This is a genomic window from Xylanibacter sp. (assembly GCF_057607445.1).
Genome location: NZ_DBLZAX010000003.1, coordinates 130,384 through 153,695 on the forward strand (window position 1 = coordinate 130,384; position 23,312 = coordinate 153,695).

Below are 23,312 nucleotides of genomic sequence, written 5' to 3' on the forward strand. Positions count from 1 at the left end.
ATACACACTGGTGATATTTTACGAATTATGAATTATTAAACAAATTTCGGCAACAGCCAATTACTTAATTAAGAAAATGAGCATAAGATTAAATAAAGCAATACGAGAATTGAATATAGGACTCCAGACCGCAGTTGAGTTCCTGAGAAAAAGAAGTGACCTTGGAGAGGTCAAGGAAGAACTGAGCTTCAAGCTCAGCGACAGTCAGTATAACGCACTTGTTGAGGCTTTCAAGTCGGACAAGGAGGTGAGAAGCCAGGCCGAGAAGCTGTTGCTCAAGCATCCGAAGGAGAAGAAACGCCAGTCGGACGGCAACAAGGAGCGCCGGGCGGACAACGCTGTGAGAAGCGTAAAGCCGCAGAAATATACACCCCTTGGAAAGATTGACCTCGACAGCCTGGGCAAGAAGCCTGCCGCCAAACCGGCGGCGCCGGCCGAAAAGCCACAGGAGGCTGCCGTTGCAGAACAGCCTAAGCCCGAGGTGAAAGAGTCTGCTGCCGCTACGGCGCAGGCCAAGAGCCAGGAGCCTAAGCCCGAACAGCCGGTTGCGGCGGCTGAAAAGAAGCCGGCAGAGCCAGCACAGCCCGCAGGCAATACTACAGCTGTTGTCGAAGAGAAGAAGACTGAGCCTGAAAAGGTTCAGCCCGAAGCAAAACCCGAGGCCAAGGCCGCAGAGCCGCAGGCACAGCAGCCGGCAGCACCCGAAAAGCCGGCAGAGCCGGAACCCGTAAAGGAAGAGAGCAAAATCTTCACACTGAAGAGCGAGAAGAAGCTCGCACCGAAGGTGAACGTGCTCGGAAAAATTGACCTCGACTCGCTCAACCAGAGCACCCGTCCGAAGAAGAAGACCAAGGAGGAGCGCCGCAAGGAGCGCGAGGAGAAGGCCATGCAGGCTCATCCCGACGGAAAGAAGAAACGTTCGCGCATAACAAAGGAGCGCGTAAACATAGACCAGGCCGTTAAGCAGAACAACAACGGCGGTGGCGACAGCCACGCAGACAAGGGCAACGCCAAGAAGAAGAACCGCAAGCGCAACCACAAGCCGCTCGAGGTTAACGAGGAAGACGTTGCACGTCAGGTAAAGGAAACTCTGGCACGACTCACCAGCAAGGGCCAGAACAAGAAGGGTGCCAAGTACCGCAAGGAAAAGCGCGAGGCCGCTCAGGAGCATCTGAAGGAGCAGCGCGCCGAGGCAAAGGCAGAGAGCAAGACGCTGAAGCTTACGGAGTTTGTAACCGTGAGCGAGCTTGCGAGCATGATGAACGTATCTGTAAACCAGGTAATCGGTACATGTATGAGCGTAGGCATCATGGTTTCTATCAACCAGCGACTCGACGCCGAGACCATCAACCTTGTTGCCGACGAGTTCGGTTTCAAGACAGAGTATGTAAGTGCGGAAGTTTCTGAAGCCATAACCGAGGAGGAGGACGACGAGAACGATCTCGTGCCGCGCGCTCCTATCGTAACAGTGATGGGACACGTAGACCACGGTAAGACATCGCTCCTCGACCACATACGCAACACCAACGTGATTGCCGGTGAGGCAGGAGGCATCACGCAGCACATCGGAGCGTATAACGTTACGCTTGCCGACGGCCGCAAGATAACCTTCCTCGACACCCCGGGACACGAGGCCTTCACCGCCATGCGTGCCCGCGGAGCTCAGGTAACCGACATCGCCATCATCATCATATCTGCCGACGACAGCGTCATGCCTACCACACGCGAGGCCATCGCTCACGCCCAGGCAGCCAACGTTCCGATGGTGTTTGCCATAAACAAGATAGACAAGCCGGGAGCCAACCCGGACAAGATACGCGAAGACCTGGCCAACATGAACCTGCTCGTAGAGGAGTGGGGCGGTAAGTACCAGTGTCAGGAGATAAGTGCCAAGAAGGGCATCGGCGTTGACGACCTTCTGGAGAAGGTGCTTCTCGAGGCAGAGATGCTCGACCTCAAGGCCAATCCTAACCGCAAGGCTACGGGCAGCATCATCGAGTCGTCGCTCGACAAGGGCCGCGGATATGTGTCTACGGTGCTTGTAAGCAACGGAACACTGCGTGTAGGCGACAACGTGATAGCCGGAACAAGCTACGGCCGCATCAAGGCCATGTTCAACGAGCGTAACCAGCGCATCGAGAAGGCATCTCCCGCAGAGCCGGCCATCATTCTCGGTCTTAACGGAGCGCCTACAGCCGGCGACACCTTCCATGTGCTTGAGACCGAGCAGGAGGCACGCGAGATAGCCAACAAGCGTCTGCAGCTGCAGCGCGAGCAGGGCTTGCGCACACAGAAGCGACTCACCCTCAGCGACATCAGCCACCGCATTGCCCTCGGTTCGTTCAAGGAGCTTAACATCATCGTCAAGGGTGACACCGACGGTAGTATCGAGGCTCTTAGCGACTCGTTCATCAAGCTCTCAACAGAGAAGATCAAGGTGGACGTAATCTACAAGGCCGTAGGTCAGATTTCAGAGAGCGACGTTACGCTTGCCGATGCTTCTGACGCCCTCATCGTGGGCTTCCAGGTTCGTCCTTCGGCAGCAGCCCGCAAGCTTGCCGACCAGGAAGGCGTTGAAATCAACACCTATTCGGTTATCTATGATGCCATAGAAGACGTCAAGTCGGCTATGGAGGGTATGCTCGAGAAGGTCAAGAAGGAGGTTGTTACCGGTCAGGTTGAGGTTCGTGAGGTTTACCACATCTCTAAGGTCGGAACCGTTGCCGGAGCTTATGTTACCGAAGGCAAGGTTCACCGCACCGACAAGGCGCGCGTCGTGCGCGACGGTATCGTGGTTCATACCGGCGAAATCAATGCCCTGAAGCGCTTCAAGGACGACGTCAAGGAGGTTGGCGTCAACTTCGAGTGCGGTATCAGTCTGGTCAACTTCAACGACATTCAGGTGGGCGATATCCTCGAGACCTTCATGGAGATTGAGGTTAAGCAGAAGCTATAACATAACGAGTGATTTTTCTTTCACAAATAGATTCTTCATTATGCGCCGTTCCTTTTAAGGGGCGGCGCTTTTTTGTGCCGTGAAATTTTATTCATATTTAATTCACTATTATTTTGCGCCATACACTATTTATACTATATTTGCACTCGTTTAATGCGATTAACCTAAATTCTGATATAATAAATGAAAAAGCTTATCGGTGCCGCTTTGTTCGGTGCGTGTGTCCTGACCGCCAATGCGCAGGACGAAATACTGAGGCTGAAGATGCTTACAAGGGTCGACTACCAGAGAGAATACATCAACGGTGAGGCCATACACGACAACTCCGGCTTTAAGGGAAAATATCTTATGTTTGCCATAGACGGAAAGATAGACGAGCATTTCTCTTATGCCTATCGCCAGCGTCTTAACGTGGGTCATTCAGACATGAGTTTCTTTGATGCTACTGACTGGGCTCGCGTAGTATATACTCCCGACGGCCAGTGGGAGTTCTCGGCAGGTAAGGATGTCGTGGCAGTGGGCGGATATGAGTATGACAAGAACCCCGTGGACGTCTACGCAGCATCTGAATACTGGAACAACATATCGCCCTTCCAGCTCGCGGCCACTGTCAGCTACACCACGCCAGGCAGGCACAGCAAGTTTATAGCGCAGTGCAGCCAGAGCATCTACCGCTCCAATGCCCCCGACATGTATTCGTATAACCTTATGTGGATAGGCAACCACGGCTGCCTGGGCACGATGTATTCGGCCAACCTTGTTGAATATATGCCCGGCAAGTATATCAGCTATCTTGCTCTCGGCCATAAGCTCACGCTCGGCAAGCTGTGCATCGAGGCCGATTTCATGAACCGCGCCTCGTCGGGGCACACGTTCCTGTTTAAAGACTGCTCTATAATGGCAGAGCTGGCCTATCGCCCGATAGAGAAGCTTAATCTGCTCGGCAAGGTTACTTACGATGTAAACCATACGGGCAAGGATGCCGACTATTCGGTGTACGACGGCACGGAGCTTACATCAGTTGGCGGCGGCGTTGAGTTTTATCCGCGCGACAACATCCGCCTGCACGCCATGTATGCCCATACGTTCGGCACCAACGGCAATCCCGAAGGAACCATGAAGCCCGGACGCGACTATATGAGCGTAGGCCTTACGTGGAACGTCAACCTGCTTAGCCTGAAGAATCCCTGGAAGAAAGACGACAACTAAAGACCGTTCTTTCTGACTGTTATACTGTCGTCCGGCTGTCCTGACACAGCGGCATGCAGCCGGACGCCTTGCAGAACAAAAGATATAACTTAACCTTAATAACTGCTATGATGAAGACAATGTTAAAGAGAGTCTGGCAGGCCATACCGAGCGGAATAGTCTGTCTGTGCGTAATTTTTGCGCTTTTCGGTTACATCGGTTCAATCATGGGCGTGCCCAATATGCTTAACACCATAATGAAGACCGCCCACGACCTTCTGCTCAACACCGTGTTTTATCTCATGGGCATCTGCGTCATCACGGGCGCCATAGGCCGCCTGTTTGTTGAGTTCGGCGTGGTGAGCCTGCTCGAGAAGCTGCTCCGCCCGCTCATGCGTCCGCTTTTCAATCTGCCCGGAGTGGCATCGCTCGGAGCCGTAATGACCTTCTTGTCGGACAATCCGGCCATCATCTCGCTGTCGCAGGACAAGCGCTTCAGCAGTTATTTCAAGAAATATCAGTTTATCTCGCTCACCAACTTCGGCACGGCCTTCGGTATGGGTCTGCTCGTCATGGTGTTCATGGTGGGGCAGGGCTTCTATATCGAGCCTCTGATAGGCCTCTTCGGAGCCTTTGTCGGCTGCATCGTGTCCACCCGCCTCATGCAGCGCAAGATTCTGAAGGCATACCCGCAGTATGCCGAAGAGCAGGTGTGCGACCCGCATGAGGTGGAGGAAGAGGAGCAGAAGGAAGAGCAGAAGAGCCTGTTCCTGCGCACGCTCAACTCGCTTCTCGACGGCGGCCGCACCGGTGTAGACATCGGCATAGCCATCATTCCCGGCGTGCTCATTATATCTACGCTCGTCATGATGCTCACGTTCGGCGCCGGAGCCAACGGCTACGACGGCTCGCCGTATCAGGGCGTAGAGCTTCTGCCGTGGCTCGCCAACAAGATCGACTTCCTGTTTGCGTGGCTTTTCGGCTTCAACGACCCGCATCAGGTGGCATTCCCCATAACAGCTCTCGGCGCCGTTGGAGCGTCGCTCGGCCTTATACCCGGCTTTATGAGCGCCGGATGGGTAGACGGCAACGCCATAGCCGTGTTCACAGCCATCGGAATGTGCTGGAGCGGATACCTCAGCACGCATACAGCCATGCTCGATTCTCTCGGCTATCGCGAGCTGACGTCAAAGGCCATTGTGTCGCATACCATCGGCGGCATTGCAGCAGGCATGGTGGCGCATTGGACTTATGTGCTCGTGATGCTGATATAAAAAAGTTTTGATAAAAACTCGTCACTCGTCACATCTCCATGTATCATTCTGATTATCAGCAGTATAAGGTGTGATGAGTTGAAAGTCCCACTCATCACGCGTGACGAGTGGGATTTTTAACTCGTCACGCTCTATGGCGTTGACATACAGCCGGTTATGTCTGTTTGTGACGAGTGATGAGTTTTTAAGAAAAAATTTTGTGCGCGTTTAATAGTCTGTCCTTTCCTAAGTTTGGTTGATTTCAGGCGGTCTTTTTCATTATAAAAGTTGACTCCGGTTATACTTTATAACTGTTATTGGTTGACTCTACTTATTATAAACCACAAGCCTTTGTTTATACTTTCAGCCTGAAGACACGCCTTTCGCATTATAAAATGCCGTCTTTTACATCATAAAAGGCCACGTTTCGCATTGCGAAAGGTCACATATTGCAGCCTTATTTGCCGTCTTTTACCTGTCGTTATAGTTCATCCTCAATAGCTTTCGTCAGGAATGTTATTATAGTTGCCGCAATTATATTGCCCCAGTCCATGCGTTTTCTGTCGTTGCCTGCTTGATGACGAGCAGCAATCCGGCCGGGCAAAAATGCTCTTGGCTTAAACCATGTTATGCCTTTTTGTGCCTTATGCCCCATATTCCTAGTTCGGTGTCTTAAAATCCCAGTTCATCGTTTATTTGTTTTATTTATGCTTGTGTATGGCTAACTTTGTGAAAAAAAGCAATGAGAAGAATATTAACCTACACAATCACGCTTATGATGCTGTGCATCACGGCAGGTAAGCTCTCGGCGGCTCCGCGCGAGCTGCGCATCACTGACGGCAGCAACAGTATAACATTGGCTTTCGACAGCGAGCCCACGGTTACGTTCTCAGAGACGGCACTTGTGGTTACGGCAGGCGAAAGCACGCTGGAATATCCGCTGACATCTACAGTGACCTTTGATTTTGTCGATGCCTCAGGCGTCAAGTCAGTAACCGCACCCGACGTGCGCTTCTCGTTCAGCTCTTCGGCAATAAGCGTCGAAGGACTTGCATCCGGCGAGGCCGTGGCCGTCTACACCTATGGCGGACAGATGGTTGCCCGTGCCGTTGCCGACAACGGCGGCAGCTGCACCATCGATGCCGGCACGCTGCCCAGACAGCCCCTTATAGTAAAGACAAGTAAAACCGCATATAAAATAATATTAAGATGAACACCATGAACAGAATAATGTCAGCATTCCTGTTGACGGCGGCTGTATGCATGCCTGCCATGTCACAGACAGTTACGGTATTCCAGAAGAACGGCGAAACCGTGAAATATAAAGTGAGCGATGTAGAGAAGATTGTCTTCGAGGGAGAGAAGCCCGATGACGAGACCAACCTTCTGAGCGAGAAGTATGTTCCGTGTGAGGCCTTCCGCAACTGGATAGACCAGAACCTGGGCGACGGCAGCGGATATTATTCGCTCGACCAGGCTGCCGCTTACGACGGCACGATAGACATAACCGGACTGACCGACATAACCGACATAACGGGCATTGAACACTTCACGTCGCTTACGCGCCTTGTCAGCGAGAACGTAACCTTCCCCGACTTTGACGTTGCGGCGCTTAAGAACCTTACATATCTTAAGATTGTGAACAACTCAAAATGCACCACGCTCGACCTTTCGCAGCTTGTCAAGCTTGAGACAGTCAGTCTGTCGCACGACGCCCTGACAACTCTCAAACTGGGCAACAACAGCGTGCTGAAGACTCTTATCTGCGACACCAACATGCTTCAGGATATAGACCTCACGGGATGCACCTCGCTCGAGTCGTTCGTGGCTTCGTGCAACAACCTCTCAAACCTCGTGCTGCCCGACTCACCGCTCAAGACGCTCGCCATACACACCAACAGCAACATAAGGTCGATAGACGTAACCAAGGTGAAGCCTACGCTCGAGCTGCTTAACGTCAACGCCTGCGGACTGACAGAGTTCGACCCGACAAACTGTCCTAAACTCGACTGGCTGGAGTGCGGACAGAACAATCTGAAGACTCTCGACCTTTCAGGCTGTCCGCTGCTTACAAGCGTGCGCTTCGACAACACTTCCATAACCGAGGTAAATCTCTCTGAGTGTGTCAAGCTGCAGGGCGTATATTGCGAGTATGCCAAGCTGAGCAGGCTCGACCTTTCGAGCAATCCCGACGTTAACGAGGTAAACGCCATGGGCAACGGCCTGACAGAGATAAACGTGAAGGGCTGCACCAACATGGGCTACATGAACCTGAGCGAGAATAAATTTAAGCAGGTGGACATAAGCGACTGCAAGAACATCTGGCTGTTCTACTGCAACCGCTGCACAACGAGTCCTGAAATCAAGGTGTGGAAGGAGTTCGACATTGCGAATGCCGCAACCAACGGATTCTACTGCGACAACGGCAAGTTTGTCTATGAGTTCAGTTCAGAGCAATAGGCCGACGGCACAGACGGCCATCAGATACGGCAATTGTGATTAAGTGACAGATATAACAGCACTTTAGAAATGTTTGGATTTTGATTAGTAAAGACGAATCATGGGCTTCGTGTCAGAAAGGTCCCGGGCGGCAACACTGTCCGGGGCTTTTGGCGTTATCGGCCCAGCCACGCCAGAAAGTCGGCGCGGCGGGCGGCACTTACGCACACCTCGCGCTCGTTGCCCATACATTCAATCTTCACCTTCAGCTTGCCCTTGAACCATCTCGACACCTTCGTCACAGCCTCTATCGATGTTATCACGTCTCTCGACACGCGGAAGAAGCGCTGCGGGTCGAGCTGGTCGTCAATCTCGTTGAGGCTTCTGAACGATGTTATGTGCTCCTTGCCGTTGGTGCATACGGCATATACATATTTGTCTTCGCTCAGGAAGAAGGCCACGGTGCCGATGTCTACCGACTCAAAGCGGTCGTTGATTGATATGAGCAGGCGGCTTATGTAGTTCTTGCGCTGAAGCGAGGCTTCGAGCCTTGTGAGGGTTTCGGCGGCTAGCCGCTGCACGCGGCGCTCTATCTTCTCAAACTTTATGAAGGCTCTCTCGAGCGCGCCCGCTTCAAGCGGCTTCAGCAGATAGTCGATGCTGTTGAGCTTGAAGGCGTCGAGCGTATACTCGTCGAAAGCCGTGATGAATATCACGGGAAACTCCGCCGGTATCTTTCTGAATATGCTCAGCGACAGGCCGTCGTCGAGCTCTATGTCGCACAGGGCAAGTCCAATGTCCGGATTAAGCTCAAACAGCCTGCACGCCTCTTCCACGGTTGATGCCGTGAACGCCAGGTGCCATTCGGGCCGCAGCCTCTCGCACATGGCCTTTATGCGCCGCAGGCTCAGAGAGTCGTTTTCTATTATAACATAATTCATCAGCGTCTGTGTTTTAATTATATTCTTTAATGGGCTACAGTGCCGGTATCGTTACCGAGAACATGTTGCCGCATCTGCTTACGTCTGTCTTCTTGCCGCTGGCGGCATACATGCTGCTCAGATATTTCAGTCCCATTCCCGTGCTTCTGCCTGTTTCGGGGCTTTTGGGGTGGCAGGGGTTGCTCACGGTTATGGCATCCTCCTTGATGCTTATAGTTATTGTCATAGGCATCGTGGCCGATATCACGTTGTGCTTCAGCACGTTTTCTATGAGCAGCTGTATCGAGAACGGCACTATCATCATGTCAGTGTCTCTGTCGCCCGTAACCTTTACTTCGAGGTTGTCGCCATAGTGTTGCGACACAATCTTCAGATAGCAGAACACCGTTTCAAGCTCGTCTTTCACCGTTACCTTCATCACGTTTTTGCGGCGGAGCATGCCGCGGTAGTAGGCCGTGAGGTTCTCTATGAACTCGAGCGACTGCTTCTTCTCGTCGACTTCTATCATAGAGCAGAGCATGTCGAGCGAGTTGAACAGAAAGTGAGGATTGACATACGACTGCAGCAGCTGCAGCTTGTGGGCGGCATTCTCCTTCAGCAGCAGGCTCTCGCGTATCAGCGCACGCTGTCTCTGCAGGCTCACAGCCCAGAACTCTATGCCCATCCATATCATTATTCCGTTGAACACCGTGCCGCCCCAGTTGATTTCAAGTCCGGTGGTGAGCAGGAACAGTATGTTTACGATGATCACAATGCACGAGGCCATCAGCAGGTCGAGCGTTATCTTCTTCCACAGAACAGCAATGTTGCGCGTAAACCATACCGACCACAAGGCGGCTATGGCTATTATCAGGAACGGAACAAAGTTGAACGGCAGCGAATATATGAACGAACCCCAGTCGCCGTTGAATGTCGGCGAGCCGAAGCGCATCCAGCAGTATGTGGCCTGAAAGAAAACCGAATAGAAGAATATTATCAGTGTCAGGCCCAGGGCGTTATAAATCAGTCTTTTATGCTTTTTGCCCATAGTTATTGCAAAGTTAATTATTTTCTTCGATTTCATTGGTGTAAACGTTAAATTTATTTTAACCAAAAACGGTCATTAGTATTGTTTTTCGTTGCTGTCATGCAGGCGCTTATGCTTTATGCACTAGACATGACAAAAGGCTCTGCAATGCTTGTTGCAGAGCCTTCGCCGTGAGCAAGGTCAGCCTGTGGTTGTCCTTGCGCATAGGGTGTCAGCGTATCATCAGTTTCTTTCCGTTGCAGATATATACGCCCTTAGGCAGGCGGGCTATGTCTGCAGGCGTGGCGTTGCTTATTATCAGGGTGCCGTTTATTGTGTAGACATTGCCGCTGATTTCGTCCGTTGTCGTAACCTTGTCAACAGATGTTGTGCCTGCGGTGAATATGCCCACTTCGTCGCCCTCTTCAAGTCCGGTCAGACTGAAGTAGTTGGAGTATTCCACCGTGCGCGGCCGTCCGTTTACGGTTACGCCCTCAATGCTGCAGTCGTCGTTTACAGCCATTATTGCCATCGACGGCTCGTCGGCCGGAACGGTGACAGTGTTGGCTCCTGCTTCAAGCTCCAGCACGTCATAATAGCTTTCGCTCACGCGGTAGACGATTACGTTGTCAGGGTTGTCGATGTTTACGTTTACTGTTATTTCGGGCTTTCTTACGGCCTGTTCCACTATTATTTTTGTGTCGTGTTTCACCACGAAGCTGTAGCCCGGGCCGAACCACGCTGGGGTATTGCCGTCTATCGTAACTGTTAGTGGCGTGCCGCTTTGTTCGTCCTCCCAGCATGCCGGATTGTAATATAGGCTTACGTTGTCGCCGCAGCGTACGGTCAGTTCGTTGCCGAAGTCGCCTGCCGACTGTCCGTTCACCTGTATGTCGGTGAAGAAACGTCCTATGTCTTCAGTCTGCTCAAAGGTCAGCATGCAGTCCTTTTCGGGAAACTCTGCTATTATCACAATCTTGCTTCCGTCCTTCGGCATGACGCTATAGCCGTAGTTATATGTCTGCTCAACGCCGTCGAGCGTAACGCTGTAAAGGTCTTGTCCGTAGTTCACCGATCCTATTATGAGCGGCAGCTCGCTCTGCGGCATGCTCATCTCATTGACTCCTTCGCTGAGGCTGATGCTCTTGTAGTTGCAGTCGAGCACGCTTACCTCCGAAGGCTTGTCCACCTCGATGGTGAATGCCACTTCGCCTTCTTTTTCAGATGTGATGGTCAGGGTCTCTTCCGTCTTCTCGTCGGTTAGTAGTATGGTGGCAGTGTTAGAGCTGATGGCAATGCTCTCTCCGGCAGAGTTCACCACCGACTTTAGCGTGCAGCCTTTAGCCGCACTGATTTCGATGTTTGTCCACGGGCTGACTTCAAGTTCGTTGTCTCCCTCTTTCAGTCCTTCAAGCGGTTCGCCGAAGATGGCAATGCTGACACGTTCGGGGTTGTCAACGTTCAGCGTCAGTTTTATTTTACCCTCGTCCTGGCCGTATGCTGTTATGCCTGCAATAAAAGTGACGAGCAATAGTAGGAGTTTTTTCATAATACTAATATTTTGATGATTACGTTACGAAGTTACATAATATAATATGCTGCGGCAATGGATTTGCGGCAAACTGGGCAAAGCGTTTACCGAACTGGTATTTCCTTGGATTAAAGTTGGTCTTTTATTGGAAGTGATAGTATTATGATGCAGATGTTTTTTATTATGCGGCCAAAAGTTATCGTGCATTTTTATCTAAATTCGTTTAAATCTTGTCATTTTGACGTTTATTTGTTATATTTGCTGTCAAATTAATCGTCAGACTTAGATTAGCTGACCATAAAACCTTTGCCTATGAAAAAGATAATGCTATTTTTGCTTTCGCTTATGTGTCTGGGCGGATGTGCCGACGAGCCGGTTACTGTTGACAACACCACCGTTAGGCAGCTCGACCTCAAGCGGTTTATGGGCCGCTGGTATGAGATAGCGCGCTACGACCATAAGTTTGAGCGCGGAATGACAAACGTTACGGCTACATACACCCTGCTCGACAACGGCAGGATAGAGGTGGTGAACGAAGGCCTGAAGGACGGCAAGCGCAAGACGGCCAACGGCAAGGGCAAGCTGCCCGACGCGTCTGAGCCGGGCAAGCTGAAGGTGACTTTCTTCCTGTGGTTCTATGCCGACTATTACGTGCTCGACATTGCGCCCGACTACAGTTATGCGCTCGTGGGCAGCAGTTCTGACAAATATCTCTGGATAATGAGCCGCACAAAGGCTCTGCCGCAGTCGGTGCTGACCGGTCTTCTCGACAACTTGCGTCGTCGCGGCTACGACACCACAAAGCTTATCTGGGTAAGACAGTGAGCATGGGCTTAATCATAATCACCGTTTTTTGAGCTATAAGCCGTCAGAAGCAAAAGAAGAAATATTTGGGATAACGCCGCGGCAAGATAAAATCCGTTTTTTAGTTTTGTCCGTTGAGGCTTTGGGGCGTGTCCTGCTGTTTCTTCTTTTGCTTTCTTTTTGTTTATTTTAGTTGCCTTTCCGTGGCTATTAGTTTCTTTAGTATTTCCTTTTAGGCATGGTTGCATATAATATGCCGTGCTTGCATGAAAGCAATCAAATTAGTTAAATATTTGACTATCTCGATAAAAAGATGTACTTTTGCAGCCGAAAAGAAAAAGAAGAATTTTATGGAGGATAACAACGGACATTTTTCATCGCGCGACTGCATCATCCAACTTATAAGTACGCGTATGGCATCGCGCCAGGCCATGCAGCGCCTTTTGCGTGATTCGGGCGCAGGCATCACTTTCGAGATGCTTCAGATAATGAGCTGTCTGTGGACAGAACAGGGCATATCGCAGCAGACGCTGGCGGTGAGGACGTCGAAGGATAAGGCCTGTCTTACTAATCTTATGCTGAATCTTGAAAAGAAAGGCTATGTCTGCAGGCGTGAAGACCCTAAGGACAAGCGCAACAAGCTGGTTTATCTTACTGATGAGGGCGAGGCCTTCAGACGGTGGATATCTCCTAAGCTGTCGGCATATTATACGCGGCTTGACGAGATACTGGGCAAAGATGTTATCAAGCAGACGGAGAAACTATTAAAAGACCTGCAGCATGCAATCGAGACATATTAGAACTTTTATCGTTGCGCTCCTGACATCGTCGGCGGCACTGCCGGCATGTGCGCAGACAGCGTGCGACACGTTGTATCTCAGTGTTGAGGAGCTTTTGTCAAAAGTGTCGCGCAGTCATCTTCAGGTGGCTGCCGACCGCCTGAAGGAGCAGATGGCTGCCGAGCGCGCCAAGACGGCACGCATGTCGAGGCTGCCTTCGGTCAGCGTGGGGCTGCGTGCCGGATATTTGGGCCAGCCGATAGTGTGGGAGAACGGACTGAGCCACGCCACCAGGCCCGACTCGCCCGACTGGCAGCAGAACTATACGGTAGACGTAAGTCAGCCCGTATATCAGGGCGGCAGGATAAAATACTCCATACGCAAGGCCGACCTTGAGCAGGAACTTGCGCGGCTGCAGACTGCTGCCGACGAGGGCGACATAAGGCTTGCCATGCTCAGCCGCTACCTTGAACTCTTCAGCATGTATAAGCAGCATATGGTGCTTGACAGAAAGATTGCTGAGTCGGAGCGTAGACTGAAGGACATACGCCGCCTGAAGGCCGAGGGCGTAATAACCAACAACGACGTGCTGCGCAGCGAGCTGCAGCTCACCGACGACCGGCTGGCACTGCAGGAGACAGACAATGACATACGCATAGCCTCGCAGCAGATAGACATCCTTCTCGGGCTCGACGAGCGCCTACTGCTCATGCCCGACACTGCTTTGCTGGCAGACGAACGTCATGTGGACAACTATGAATACTATGTTGAGCGCGCATCGCTTGCCGACCCTTCGGTGCTTGCGCTGCACAAGCAGACCGAGATAGCCGAAAACAACGTGTGCATAAAGCAGTCGGCATTGCGCCCCTCTGTATCTCTCACGGCGTCTAACACGCTGGCGCGTCCCGTTTCGCGCACTATGGCCGACATGTATAACAACGCATGGAACGTGGGCGTGTCGGTGTCTTATCCGCTGTCGGCACTCTATACCGACCGCCATCAGCTGCGCGAGGCACGGCAGAACGTTCAGCTCATGCATAACGCCGAGGAGCAGAAACAGCAGCAGATACGCATGGCCGTGCAGTCGGCCCTGCTGCGCCACCGTGAGGCCATCAGCCGTGTAGAGGCCCTGAAACTTTCAGTGAGGCAGGCATCTGAGAACTACCGCATAATGTATAACAGGTATATGAACCAACTTGCAATACTGACAGACCTGCTCGACGCCGACAACCTAAGGCTTAACGCCGAGCTGCAGCTTACCACGGCACGCACGCAGGTGGCATACACCTACTATGAACTGCAGCGCGCTGTCGGCGAACTGTAGTAAGGACAACATTTTATTAAAGTAACCTACATAAACGACATGTCTATAATCCATCTGAAATATAAGCGCCTGAAGCAACGGCGCCGCCGCAATATCATTCTTAACATAGTGTGTGTCATCATAGCCGGTTCAGGACTGGCCTGGACCGCAAACTATTTCTGGCGATACATAAGCTACGAAATAACCAACGACGCGTTTGTCGACCAGTATATAGCCCCGATAAACGTCCGTGTGGGCGGATATATCCAGGAAGTGCGCTTCCGCGAGCATCAGTTTGTGCATCAGGGCGACACCCTTGTTGTGCTCGACAACCGCGAATATCTGATAAAGCAGAAGGAGGCACAGGCTGCCCTGCTCAACGCCCGCGGTTCGCGCGGGGTGCTGGCTTCGGGCATACAGACATCGCACACGCGCATAGCCGAGCAGGATGCCAACCTTGCCGAGGCAAAGGCAAAGCTGTGGCAGGCGCAGCAGGACTATAAGCGATACGAGCGCCTGCTGCATGAAGAGTCGGTGCCCGAGCAGCAGTTTGAGCAGGCAAAGGCCAACTATGAGGCTGCCAAGGCACGCTATGACGCGCTGCTGCGGCAGAAGGAGGCTGCCAGTTCGCAGTATGACGAGACAAGCAAGAAGCAGGTGGGCGTTGAGGCTGGCATACTCAGTGCTGAGGCGGCTCTCGACATGGCCAACCTCAACCTGTCGTACACCGTGGTAACGGCGCCATACAGCGGCTACATGGGCCGCCGCACGCTCGAGCCGGGCCAGTATGTCAGCGCCGGACAGACGCTCTCGTACATCGTCAGACAGTCGGGCAAGTGGATAACGGCCAACTATCGTGAAACTCAGATAGCCAACATCTATATAGGCCAGCCTGTGCGCATAAAGGTCGACGGCGTGCCCGGCCGCGTGTTCCACGGCCATGTTACGGCCATATCAGAGGCCACGGGCTCTAAATATTCGCTTGTGCCTACCGACAATTCGGCAGGAAACTTCGTGAAGGTGCAGCAGCGCATACCCGTGCGCATCGACATCGACGACGCCGGCGAGGAGAGCATGAGGCTGCTGCGTGCAGGCATGATGGTTGAAACAGAAGCACTCAGACGCAAATGAAAACAGCCAAGGAGCTCGACATACCCGTCAGGTCGTGGGTGCCCGACCGTCTGGCCGTGGCAGCCGTGTTTATTATCATGCTGCCCATAGCCATGCTCAACGGCACCTATACCGGAAGCATGGTGGAGGTGTCTAATACGCTGGGCGTATACACCGAGGACATCACCATAGGCTATTATGCCGCGTCGGCCGGCATGGCCGTGGCCTATCCCATAGTGCCCAAGATTCTTAACGCGCTGCCGGCAAAGACGCTTCTGCTTGTCGACCTCGTGCTGCAGTTCTTCTTGAGCTGGTTTTGCGCCCGTCAGGCCAACATCGACCTCCTGATAACCGCAAGTTTCATCATCGGCTTCCTCAAGGGCTTTCTTATGCTGTGGATAATACGCCGCATAAAGTTCATATTCAGTCCTAAAGACGTGCGCAGCGAGTTTTATGCCTATTTCTATCCGCTCGTGTTCGGCGGCGGCCAGCTCTCGATGGTCATCACGGCCCTGCTGGCCTATCATTACGACTGGAAGTATATGTACTACTTCATGATGCTCCTTCTGGCCGTGGCCATATTGTCGGTCATCATGTTCTTCCGCATCGACCGTCAGACGCGCCCCATACCCTGGAAAGAGCTTCATCCGCGCGAGATGCTCATAATATCCACCGGCCTGCTCATGCTCATCTATGTGATAACCTACGGCAAGACGCTCGACTGGATGGCCTCTCCGCGCATACGCATCTACATCGTCATAGCCCCTCTGCTCGTGGCACTGTTCCTTTGGGAGCAGTTTCATTCGCCCCGTCCGTTCGTAAGCCTTAAACCCCTGTTCCAGTGGAAGGCCATTCTCGGCTATTTCTATATGATGCTCGTGATGTTCTTCAGCACGTCCACGAGTCTGCTGACAAGTTATATGACCACAATACTGCATGTCGACAACACCCGCACCTACACCATATACATCTGGCTTCTGCCGGGATATGTCCTCGGCGCGTTCATCTGTTTCTGGTGGTTCCGCTGGCAGAGGTGGCGTTTCCGTTTCTTCATTGCCGGCGGCATGTCGTGTTTTGCCCTGTTCTTCGGCATGCTCTATTTCGGCATATCACCCGACAGCACCTACGAGATGCTCTATCTGCCGATGTTCCTGCGAGGCCTGGGCATGCTTGCGCTGATAATAGCCTTCGCGCTTTTTGCCGTAGAGGACCTTCAGCCCAAGTATCTGCTATCCAACGCCTTCTTCCTCATAACGTTCCGCTCGGTGCTTACGCCGGTCATAGCCTCGGCATTCTACAGCAACACGCTCTATCGCCTGCAGCAGCGCTATATGGTTGAGCTGTCGGAGACCATGTCGGCCGCCGACCCTCTTGCCGCGTCGCGCTGGCAGTCGGCCTTCAGCAGTGCGCTGGCGCAGGGACACGGAGCCGACGAGGCAGTGCAGATGGCCACTAACACGCTCAACACCATTCTGCAGCAGCAGGGCACTCTGCTCGCGCTGAAGCATATTCTGGGTTGGCTCTTTGCCGTGACGCTGGCAATAGCCATAATATCACGCTTCATTCCGTTCCACAAGACCGTGCGCGTACCGGTGGTAAGGACTGGCGAGGATATGGTCTGATGCTGTGTATGTTATGCCCGTATAGCTTGTCAGGTCCTCATGGCGATAGACATATTTGTAAATAAAAGCGAAAAATTCCGGACGTTTGACGCTCTCAGAATGGCGGTGCCCGTCGCAGATGCGTGGTTTGGCGCGAAAATGGCCGAAAATCTCACGCATTTGATAAACTGCTGATTAGCAGCGGTTTATGCTGTTTGTGAAGTGAAACAGCAACAGTTAAAAAATATTACCGGGCCACTTTCGCATCAAAAGTGGCCCGTTTACGATATCATACTTATGCTTTTGCAGCCTGAAAGTGCAGCTTTTGGATATAAAAATCAGCCATTTCAGGTTTTTTAAATATCTTAGATGTAAATATGTGTTAATAAACTTGCGCTGTTAATACCATTAAATTAACATCCGTTATATATTGTTTTCCTAGATTGAAAAAATATTTTGTCATGACTTTTTACTGCCGATTTTGTAAGTCATAAATTTCCATTTATGCAGTTAATCGTAGATTTCCATTCTCTGTGTAACACGGTATACAGCGTATTTCTGATACTCCGTCTGATTTACTCAATAATTCAATACCTATGTCAGCACATACTTTCAGGGCTAAACTATCATTGACAACCTTTTTAAGGTAAGATTACTAAAGTGTCTTAAACCTGTGGCTTCCAGTCGTTTACCAGATTAAATAGTTCTTCAACACTTTCTATGTTCATTTTCTTACGCAGTCTGTAGCGTGCTTTCTGAAGACTTTCGGTTGATATTCCTAAGGCTGTTGCCGTTTCTTTTACAGGTATCTTCATGCGCATAAACCCGAGAATAAGGATGTCGTTATGTGTAAGTTGCGGATATGTCTTTTTGATATATTCCACAAAGTCTGTATTTATAGTGGCTTCGAGCATGTCAAGGCGTGTCATGGCTGTCTGTCGTGCTGTGGCTTCACCGACAATCTGTGCCACGGTTTCAGCGTTCTTGTTTTTTGTCTTTTCCAGTTCACTTATGGTCTGGTTCATCTTCAGCGAAATCAGCTCGTTTTCCAGTTTCTTGTATTCCACTTCTGTTTCAAGCCGCTTGTGCTCTTCCTCTTCTGTCTTCAGCCGCATTTTGTTTTGTCTGTACAGCAGCAATATTATTATGCATGCGGCTATGGCCGTCAAGGCGAGTCCGCTGAACAGCAGTATTCTTATGATGTGCGTCTTTTCAGCTTCGCGTATTATCCTGTTATATTTATATTGTTCTTTTATAACGGCGATGCGCTGTGCAGTTTCTCCGTTTTTAATCACGCCCGCAAGGCTGTCGTATTTGTCTCGGTTGCGTATGTATTCTGTCAGATTTCCGTTGATGCTGTCAGAGCGCATAATTATTTTCAGGGCATTGGCCTCGTTTTCCATTTCGCCGTATCTTGATGAGTATTCCATGCTCATCTTTGCATATATCCGCGAGCTGTCCGTCTGTCCCTCTTTTTCCAGCAGCATAGAGTGTACATAGTAGGTTTGAGACAGATATCTGTCGTCTTTCAGCGGATTGTTCTCGAGCCTTTTTATAGTTTCCCATGCTTTGGCGGTTTGTCCTGTTACATAGAACATTTCTGCCATGTTGGCCATGTCCATATACAGCCATGTTTTTTTGCTCGGAAAGTCTTTCTTGTCCAGCTCAAGGAGATTTTTCATGCACGTAAGAGCTGTTTGGTAATCGTTGTCGAGGGTAAAGGCATAATACGCCATCATTCGCCAATAATATTGTGAGCTGTAGTTACCTTTTTTTTTAACGTGATAATACTTTGTAGACTTCAGCAATTTATATCCTTCGCGTTTCTGTCCTATTATTCCGCATATAATTCCGAGATGCGAGTTTGCCTCAAACACCCCGACGTTGTCTCCTTCTTCTTTGAATGCAGCCGCAGCACGGTGAAACTGCCGATATGCCACAGGGAGGTTCTGATTTTCCCATTCAATCATTGCATGGTCAAATATCGACCGTCCGTTTTCGTGTTTGGTTTCGCAGGACAACAGGACGGTGAGCGTAAGCAGAAAAGTGATATATCGTATAAAGATTTTCATTTATTTATGGTTAATATGGAATATTGCTCTGATTACAAAATTAGCAATTTTTTTATTTTAAGAAACATGTCTGTCCTTATTTGTCCGTCCTATTAAATATTATTTAACATAATTGTCCGGTTTATTGTCCGTATTATCCCTGTTGTGGTATAAATGAATTAAGCTAAATTTGGCCACAACATTTTTTTTTGAAGTAAAAACACACTAAAAGTTTTGCATTATGAAAAAAAGAGATTTGTACGTTGCTTTATTGGGGCTTTCGTTAGCAAGTCCTGTTACAGCTCAGGTGTATGTAACCGAAGGGCAGTTCTTTTCTACAGGAGTAAATAATGATGGTGAGGTGCTGATAATGGAAAATCAGTGCTCACCTTATAATATTTGGAAACCTAAAAACGACATCAATGACATTACAGAAATTGGTGGTGTTTCTGCAGGAAATGGTATAGGAGGTGAAGCTAAATGGACAGAAGATGGAAAGTTCGTAACTGGTACAACTCCATGGGATAATATTGTCATACAAAAAGGATGGAATTGTTCGGCGTTTGAAGAACCGGCAGATGCTCCGCAGCCACATCATGTGAGCAATGTGTTTTTCATAGCTAACAGTTTGCTTGTCACCACAGCCAGTACGGCAGACGGAAGTGATATGCGCATACGCTGGACAATGAATAATGGTGACCGTTGGAGAGCGGGTAATATTATCGTATCTGGTCTTCCTGTTGAAAGTGTTGAGGGTGTTATGCTCGACGGATGTAGATTTACTTCGTTAATAGGTTATATGTGTGGCCGTAATGCATCTATGTATTATATTGGATCAAATGGAAATGACATACATGCAATAACGCCTGTATTAAATGGATTTGATGGTGAAGTGGACACATATTGGGCAGTTGATTTTGTGGTTACTTCAAACACTTATGATCCTGCTAAATATGGACTTTTAAGCGTCGAGGCTAAAGATGGTGAGTGCAGCGTTTGGTATACAGCCGACGGAGGCGACACTTACAGCAAGGCCGACGGAACTTATGCAGATGCTGCCGCAACCGACTTCTGCTATACAGGTACTGAGGCAGATGCCGTTATGTGGCTGGTAAACAGTAAAGGTGCTATACAGAAGTCTGTTGATTTTGGCGTTACATGGACAACGGTTTGTGAGATAGAAGGTTCTTTCAAGCGTATCCACTTCTCTGGCAGCGATAACGGCGTAGCCGTGGCCGATGACGCAGTGTATGTAACCACTGACGGAGGCGAGACATGGACAAGGTGTGAAGTCGGATCTGACGACGTGGAGCTGAATCCGCTGGCCGGAACAGTGTGGAACGATGCTTGCTGGAGAGAGAACACTCTGTATGTGTTCGGAACTAACGGCATGGCATACAGCTCGCAGAACTATGGAAAAGAATGGAAAAAGGAGAATATAGACGATGCTGAAGGCCATGACCTTAACCGAGCCACTCTTTCGGCAGACGGAAAATATATTCTCGTAGGCGCTAACGATTTCCGCGTTTTCCGTCTTGGCTTTGAAGACTCACGCTTTGGATATGTAGCTGGAAAATATGAAGTTGAAACAGACACCTGGACTCCAATGGAGTGTAGTGGGGTTTTCTCGCAGGATGTTAATAGTTGCTCATATAACGTATCTGGAGACGGCCATGTACTGGTAGGTAATTCTTATCAGATGATAGGCGAAGGAGGCGATGCGCAGAGTCGTGCTCAGGCGGCTGCATGGGTTGATGGCAGTCTGGTTACTCTGCCAGTTTTGGATGAGGAAAGCAATCGTGCTACTCAAAGCTATGCTACAAGTTATGACGGAAGTGTAATTGCAGGATGGAACGACTTTGTAGGTCCTTGGAACGGATGCTATTGGACACGCAACGACGACGGAAGCTACACGCAGCACATGCTGCTCAAGGCTGGTGTAGATGTAAAAGATGTTGACTTTTATAATTTTGATGACACTAAGCGTTATTGCTTCGGTCCTGCCCATGCCGTGTCGCCTGACGGAAAGTGGATAGGAGGTGCTGGCACGTCGCTAAATTATACTTTGAACGCATGGCTCTATAACATAGAGACAGGAGAGTTTAAAGATCTTGGAATAGACGGCGGTACGGTTGTAAGAGTGAACAATGAAGGAACAATGGCTGTCGGCTATGGTGCAACAGGACTTAGTGCCTTTATATGGACAGAGAAAGATGGATATAAAGATCTTAATGATTATGCCGCAGAACTCGGACTCGACTATACAAACAGCGAATTCTCGATGATAAGTTGCGTAGATGCATCGCCAAACTGGCGCTATCTGTGCGGTTGGGGTATGGCCGGCATGGGTAAATATGCCTATATGATGGATACAAAGGGCGAGTCTACCGGCATAGGTCAGGAGATTATCGAACAATGCAAGGCAGAGATTTATCCTAATCCGGTGTCAGACATCCTGCATGTGGCGCTGCCTTATGAAGGACTTAAGACAACCGTTACGTTGTTCGACCTTCAGGGACGTGCCGTGAAGACGCTGAAAACGGAAAACACAACCAATGAGATTGATGTTACAGACGTAAGGCCCGGCATGTATATCCTCGACGTTGAGGCTAAGGGCCTGCACAAAGGCTTCAAGGTGATGGTTAAGCATTAAATTATATAGTGTAAGGCGGAGAGAAGGCCTTAGCGGCTTTCTTTCTGTCTTATTCATAAATGTAGATGTTATAATTTGTATGCTATGAGAAAGATATTATTATTGGCTGCCGTAATGATTTCGCTCTGTCTGCCGGCACAGAATATTACAAGGCTGGTTGACGTAAAAAGAGTTTCTGAATCCTTCAGGACATTGCCCGCATGCAGCCCTCGTACAGATATGATGAGTGTCAAGGCTCAGGCAGACAAGCCGGCAAAGGCGCCTGCAGGAGATGTTGAGACTTTTTATCTTGAATATTACGACAGAGTTTACGGCTTTGAGAATTTATGCGTGAGGTCGCACGTGAAGTCTGACTTCATATTTGGCAACGACGGCAAGGTGTATATCCCCAACATGTTTTTCATGTCTCAGCTTCCGGGATATATCGAGGGTACGCTTTCAGGCAACACAATAACAGTAAGCGGGGCGCACAATGCAGGCACAGTAGGCGAAAACACCTATTATGTGTCTCAGGTTGACCCTGAGACAGGAAGTCCTAAAAATGAGGCTTTCATGCTGACAAAAGATCCTGTCACCGGCATTTGGAAAACAGACGGGAACACGCTGCTGGGACTTTATGTAGATGAACTTATCCCTGAAAATCTTTATTCTTATTGCGCCATGCTTAATTATCTTCCTGCCGGCGCGTTTCCTGCCTCAGTGCAGTGCAGGCTGACAGCGGTGGATAATTATGACAGAAACATAAGCAAGACGCTCGAGGTGATAAAGGTAGAGGACGGCTATTATATAAAGGGCCTTATGAGAGGATATGACGACTCGTGTGTGGTTGGCCTGTATGGTGAGAACGGAGATATAAAAATTCCTTCATATCAGGTGCTTGGCGATGACGTGGCTGCTGTATTTGTAGACGAGTTGAACTACAACCAGCCCGAAGGCCTGTTCGTATATGACGCTGAGGCTGACACTCATTCATTGCAGGATAATATATCTTTGATGGATATGTATTCAGACAACGGTACGGACTTTTATGCAACGCAGGTATATGCAAGGATGACCATAAGCGGACTATCTGCAGACATATCAGACGTAAAGGCAGACAGAAAGATTGTTGGTACGGAATATTTCGACCTGTCTGGGCGTCGGGTCAGCGATGCTTACAAAGGGCTTATAATAAGGGTGACGAGATATGCCGACGGCACCAGCAGTGCTGAGAAAATTATGAAATGAGCTTGTTTTTCATTTTCAGGGTCTTGATTATAACTTCTAATATTTTCATGGTTTTGTTTATTGAAAAATAAATCATGAAAAAGTTATTGTGAAAGAAATTACAAGCTGTGATGCTGACGGATGTAGGGTGTCGGTATCTGTAAGGAACCTGGCATCGTGAAACTTTCTGATGGACGTACAATAAAAATTATGAAATGAAGTAATTGTTCTTCATTTTGAGGGTTCTTAGTTTATAGGATGCGGTTAGGCAATAAATGTGATTTATTCGCTTAACCGCAATTTCTATTTACGCTTCCTTCTGAATTACCGGGCCACTTTTGCATCAAAAGTGGCCCGTTTACGATATCATACTTATGCTTTTGTAGCCTGAAAATGCAGCTTTTGGATATAAAAATCAGCCATTTCAGGCTCTTAAAATATCTTAGATGTGAACACGTGTTAATAAACTTGCGCTGTTGATACGGACAAAT

The 23,312-nt window shown here is 49.8% G+C and carries 17 protein-coding genes; 12 read left to right on the forward strand and 5 right to left on the reverse strand.

What is annotated here, in order from left to right:
• The first annotated feature begins 76 nt into the window (after nt 1-76).
• The 5 genes from infB to ACZMIG_RS03915 all read left to right on the forward strand — a co-directional run bounded on the left by infB (nt 77) and on the right by ACZMIG_RS03915 (nt 7,857).
• Nucleotides 77-2,956, forward strand: coding sequence for a translation initiation factor IF-2 (gene infB, locus ACZMIG_RS03895; RefSeq protein WP_487889090.1), 2,880 nt, complete (start codon nt 77-79; stop codon nt 2,954-2,956).
• 183 nt (nt 2,957-3,139) lie between these two features.
• Nucleotides 3,140-4,165, forward strand: a complete 1,026-nt coding sequence (locus ACZMIG_RS03900; RefSeq protein WP_487889091.1) for a porin — start codon at nt 3,140-3,142, stop codon at nt 4,163-4,165.
• Between the two features lie 110 nt (nt 4,166-4,275).
• Nucleotides 4,276-5,418: a CD0519/CD1768 family membrane protein gene (locus tag ACZMIG_RS03905; RefSeq protein WP_193391580.1), complete on the forward strand. Its 1,143-nt coding sequence runs from the start codon at nt 4,276-4,278 to the stop codon at nt 5,416-5,418.
• 721 nt (nt 5,419-6,139) lie between these two features.
• Nucleotides 6,140-6,610 (forward strand): hypothetical protein, encoded by a 471-nt coding sequence (locus ACZMIG_RS03910; RefSeq protein ID WP_370798660.1) that lies wholly within the window; start codon nt 6,140-6,142, stop codon nt 6,608-6,610.
• A gap of 5 nt (nt 6,611-6,615) precedes the next feature.
• A complete protein-coding gene (locus tag ACZMIG_RS03915) occupies nt 6,616-7,857 on the forward strand; it encodes a leucine-rich repeat domain-containing protein (RefSeq protein WP_487889092.1) in 1,242 nt (413 codons plus the stop codon).
• 155 nt (nt 7,858-8,012) lie between these two features.
• Here the strand turns inward: ACZMIG_RS03915 and ACZMIG_RS03920 are convergent, their stop codons facing one another.
• The 3 genes from ACZMIG_RS03920 to ACZMIG_RS03930 form a co-directional block, all read right to left on the reverse strand.
• Entirely contained in the window at nt 8,013-8,777 is a 765-nt protein-coding gene (locus ACZMIG_RS03920) for a LytR/AlgR family response regulator transcription factor (RefSeq protein WP_302697617.1), read from the reverse strand.
• 34 nt (nt 8,778-8,811) lie between these two features.
• Nucleotides 8,812-9,840, reverse strand: a complete 1,029-nt coding sequence (locus ACZMIG_RS03925) for a sensor histidine kinase (protein ID WP_487889093.1) — start codon at nt 9,838-9,840, stop codon at nt 8,812-8,814.
• A 175-nt stretch (nt 9,841-10,015) separates the two neighbouring features.
• The gene (locus ACZMIG_RS03930; protein ID WP_487889094.1) at nt 10,016-11,332 is read right to left on the reverse strand and encodes a hypothetical protein; all 1,317 of its coding nucleotides are present in this window, start codon (nt 11,330-11,332) and stop codon (nt 10,016-10,018) included.
• 294 nt (nt 11,333-11,626) lie between these two features.
• On the opposite strand from ACZMIG_RS03930, the gene ACZMIG_RS03935 reads away from it, so the two are divergent.
• On the forward strand, nt 11,627-12,139 hold the full coding sequence (locus ACZMIG_RS03935) for a lipocalin family protein (RefSeq protein ID WP_487889095.1): 513 nt from the start codon (nt 11,627-11,629) through the stop codon (nt 12,137-12,139).
• 8 nt (nt 12,140-12,147) lie between these two features.
• Here the strand turns inward: ACZMIG_RS03935 and ACZMIG_RS03940 are convergent, their stop codons facing one another.
• Nucleotides 12,148-12,366 carry a hypothetical protein gene (locus ACZMIG_RS03940; RefSeq protein WP_487889096.1) on the reverse strand — a complete coding sequence of 73 codons (219 nt, stop codon included), beginning with the start codon at nt 12,364-12,366 and terminating at the stop codon, nt 12,148-12,150.
• Nucleotides 12,367-12,468: 102 nt separating this feature from the next.
• Between ACZMIG_RS03940 and ACZMIG_RS03945 the strand changes: the two genes are divergently transcribed.
• The 4 genes from ACZMIG_RS03945 to ACZMIG_RS03960 are packed head-to-tail and all read left to right on the forward strand — an operon-like array spanning nt 12,469 to nt 16,932.
• Nucleotides 12,469-12,918, forward strand: a complete 450-nt coding sequence (locus ACZMIG_RS03945; RefSeq protein WP_053398513.1) for a MarR family winged helix-turn-helix transcriptional regulator — start codon at nt 12,469-12,471, stop codon at nt 12,916-12,918.
• Nucleotides 12,899-14,221 carry a TolC family protein gene (locus tag ACZMIG_RS03950; RefSeq protein WP_484447577.1) on the forward strand — a complete coding sequence of 441 codons (1,323 nt, stop codon included), beginning with the start codon at nt 12,899-12,901 and terminating at the stop codon, nt 14,219-14,221. The genes ACZMIG_RS03945 and ACZMIG_RS03950 overlap by 20 nt, the downstream gene beginning before the upstream one ends.
• Nucleotides 14,222-14,260: 39 nt before the next feature.
• Nucleotides 14,261-15,331 carry an HlyD family secretion protein gene (locus ACZMIG_RS03955; RefSeq protein WP_021855945.1) on the forward strand — a complete coding sequence of 357 codons (1,071 nt, stop codon included), beginning with the start codon at nt 14,261-14,263 and terminating at the stop codon, nt 15,329-15,331.
• Nucleotides 15,328-16,932, forward strand: a complete 1,605-nt coding sequence (locus ACZMIG_RS03960; protein WP_487889097.1) for an MFS transporter — start codon at nt 15,328-15,330, stop codon at nt 16,930-16,932. Before ACZMIG_RS03955 ends, ACZMIG_RS03960 begins: the two co-directional genes overlap by 4 nt.
• 644 nt (nt 16,933-17,576) lie before the next feature.
• Here ACZMIG_RS03960 and ACZMIG_RS03965 read toward each other — a convergent pair.
• Nucleotides 17,577-18,983, reverse strand: a complete 1,407-nt coding sequence (locus tag ACZMIG_RS03965; protein WP_487889098.1) for a helix-turn-helix transcriptional regulator — start codon at nt 18,981-18,983, stop codon at nt 17,577-17,579.
• Nucleotides 18,984-19,203: 220 nt separating this feature from the next.
• Here ACZMIG_RS03965 and ACZMIG_RS03970 point away from each other — a divergent pair, with 220 nt between their 5' ends.
• Nucleotides 19,204-21,615, forward strand: coding sequence for a T9SS type A sorting domain-containing protein (locus ACZMIG_RS03970; protein ID WP_486997469.1), 2,412 nt, complete (start codon nt 19,204-19,206; stop codon nt 21,613-21,615).
• A gap of 84 nt (nt 21,616-21,699) precedes the next feature.
• Nucleotides 21,700-22,842 (forward strand): hypothetical protein, encoded by a 1,143-nt coding sequence (locus ACZMIG_RS03975; protein ID WP_487889099.1) that lies wholly within the window; start codon nt 21,700-21,702, stop codon nt 22,840-22,842.
• The last annotated feature ends 470 nt before the right edge of the window (nt 22,843-23,312 follow it).

Bases quoted from the DNA above. Each gene is read 5' to 3' on its own strand.
- infB (WP_487889090.1), top strand. From the start codon at position 77: ATGAGCATAAGATTAAATAAAGCAATACGAGAATTGAATATAGGACTC.
- ACZMIG_RS03900 (WP_487889091.1), top strand. From the start codon at position 3,140: ATGAAAAAGCTTATCGGTGCCGCTTTGTTCGGTGCGTGTGTCCTGACC.
- ACZMIG_RS03905 (WP_193391580.1), top strand. From the start codon at position 4,276: ATGAAGACAATGTTAAAGAGAGTCTGGCAGGCCATACCGAGCGGAATA.
- ACZMIG_RS03910 (WP_370798660.1), top strand. From the start codon at position 6,140: ATGAGAAGAATATTAACCTACACAATCACGCTTATGATGCTGTGCATC.
- ACZMIG_RS03915 (WP_487889092.1), top strand. From the start codon at position 6,616: ATGAACAGAATAATGTCAGCATTCCTGTTGACGGCGGCTGTATGCATG.
- ACZMIG_RS03920 (WP_302697617.1), bottom strand. From the start codon at position 8,777: ATGAATTATGTTATAATAGAAAACGACTCTCTGAGCCTGCGGCGCATA.
- ACZMIG_RS03925 (WP_487889093.1), bottom strand. From the start codon at position 9,840: ATGAAATCGAAGAAAATAATTAACTTTGCAATAACTATGGGCAAAAAG.
- ACZMIG_RS03930 (WP_487889094.1), bottom strand. From the start codon at position 11,332: ATGAAAAAACTCCTACTATTGCTCGTCACTTTTATTGCAGGCATAACA.
- ACZMIG_RS03935 (WP_487889095.1), top strand. From the start codon at position 11,627: ATGAAAAAGATAATGCTATTTTTGCTTTCGCTTATGTGTCTGGGCGGA.
- ACZMIG_RS03940 (WP_487889096.1), bottom strand. From the start codon at position 12,366: ATGCAACCATGCCTAAAAGGAAATACTAAAGAAACTAATAGCCACGGA.
- ACZMIG_RS03945 (WP_053398513.1), top strand. From the start codon at position 12,469: ATGGAGGATAACAACGGACATTTTTCATCGCGCGACTGCATCATCCAA.
- ACZMIG_RS03950 (WP_484447577.1), top strand. From the start codon at position 12,899: ATGCAATCGAGACATATTAGAACTTTTATCGTTGCGCTCCTGACATCG.
- ACZMIG_RS03955 (WP_021855945.1), top strand. From the start codon at position 14,261: ATGTCTATAATCCATCTGAAATATAAGCGCCTGAAGCAACGGCGCCGC.
- ACZMIG_RS03960 (WP_487889097.1), top strand. From the start codon at position 15,328: ATGAAAACAGCCAAGGAGCTCGACATACCCGTCAGGTCGTGGGTGCCC.
- ACZMIG_RS03965 (WP_487889098.1), bottom strand. From the start codon at position 18,983: ATGAAAATCTTTATACGATATATCACTTTTCTGCTTACGCTCACCGTC.
- ACZMIG_RS03970 (WP_486997469.1), top strand. From the start codon at position 19,204: ATGAAAAAAAGAGATTTGTACGTTGCTTTATTGGGGCTTTCGTTAGCA.
- ACZMIG_RS03975 (WP_487889099.1), top strand. From the start codon at position 21,700: ATGAGAAAGATATTATTATTGGCTGCCGTAATGATTTCGCTCTGTCTG.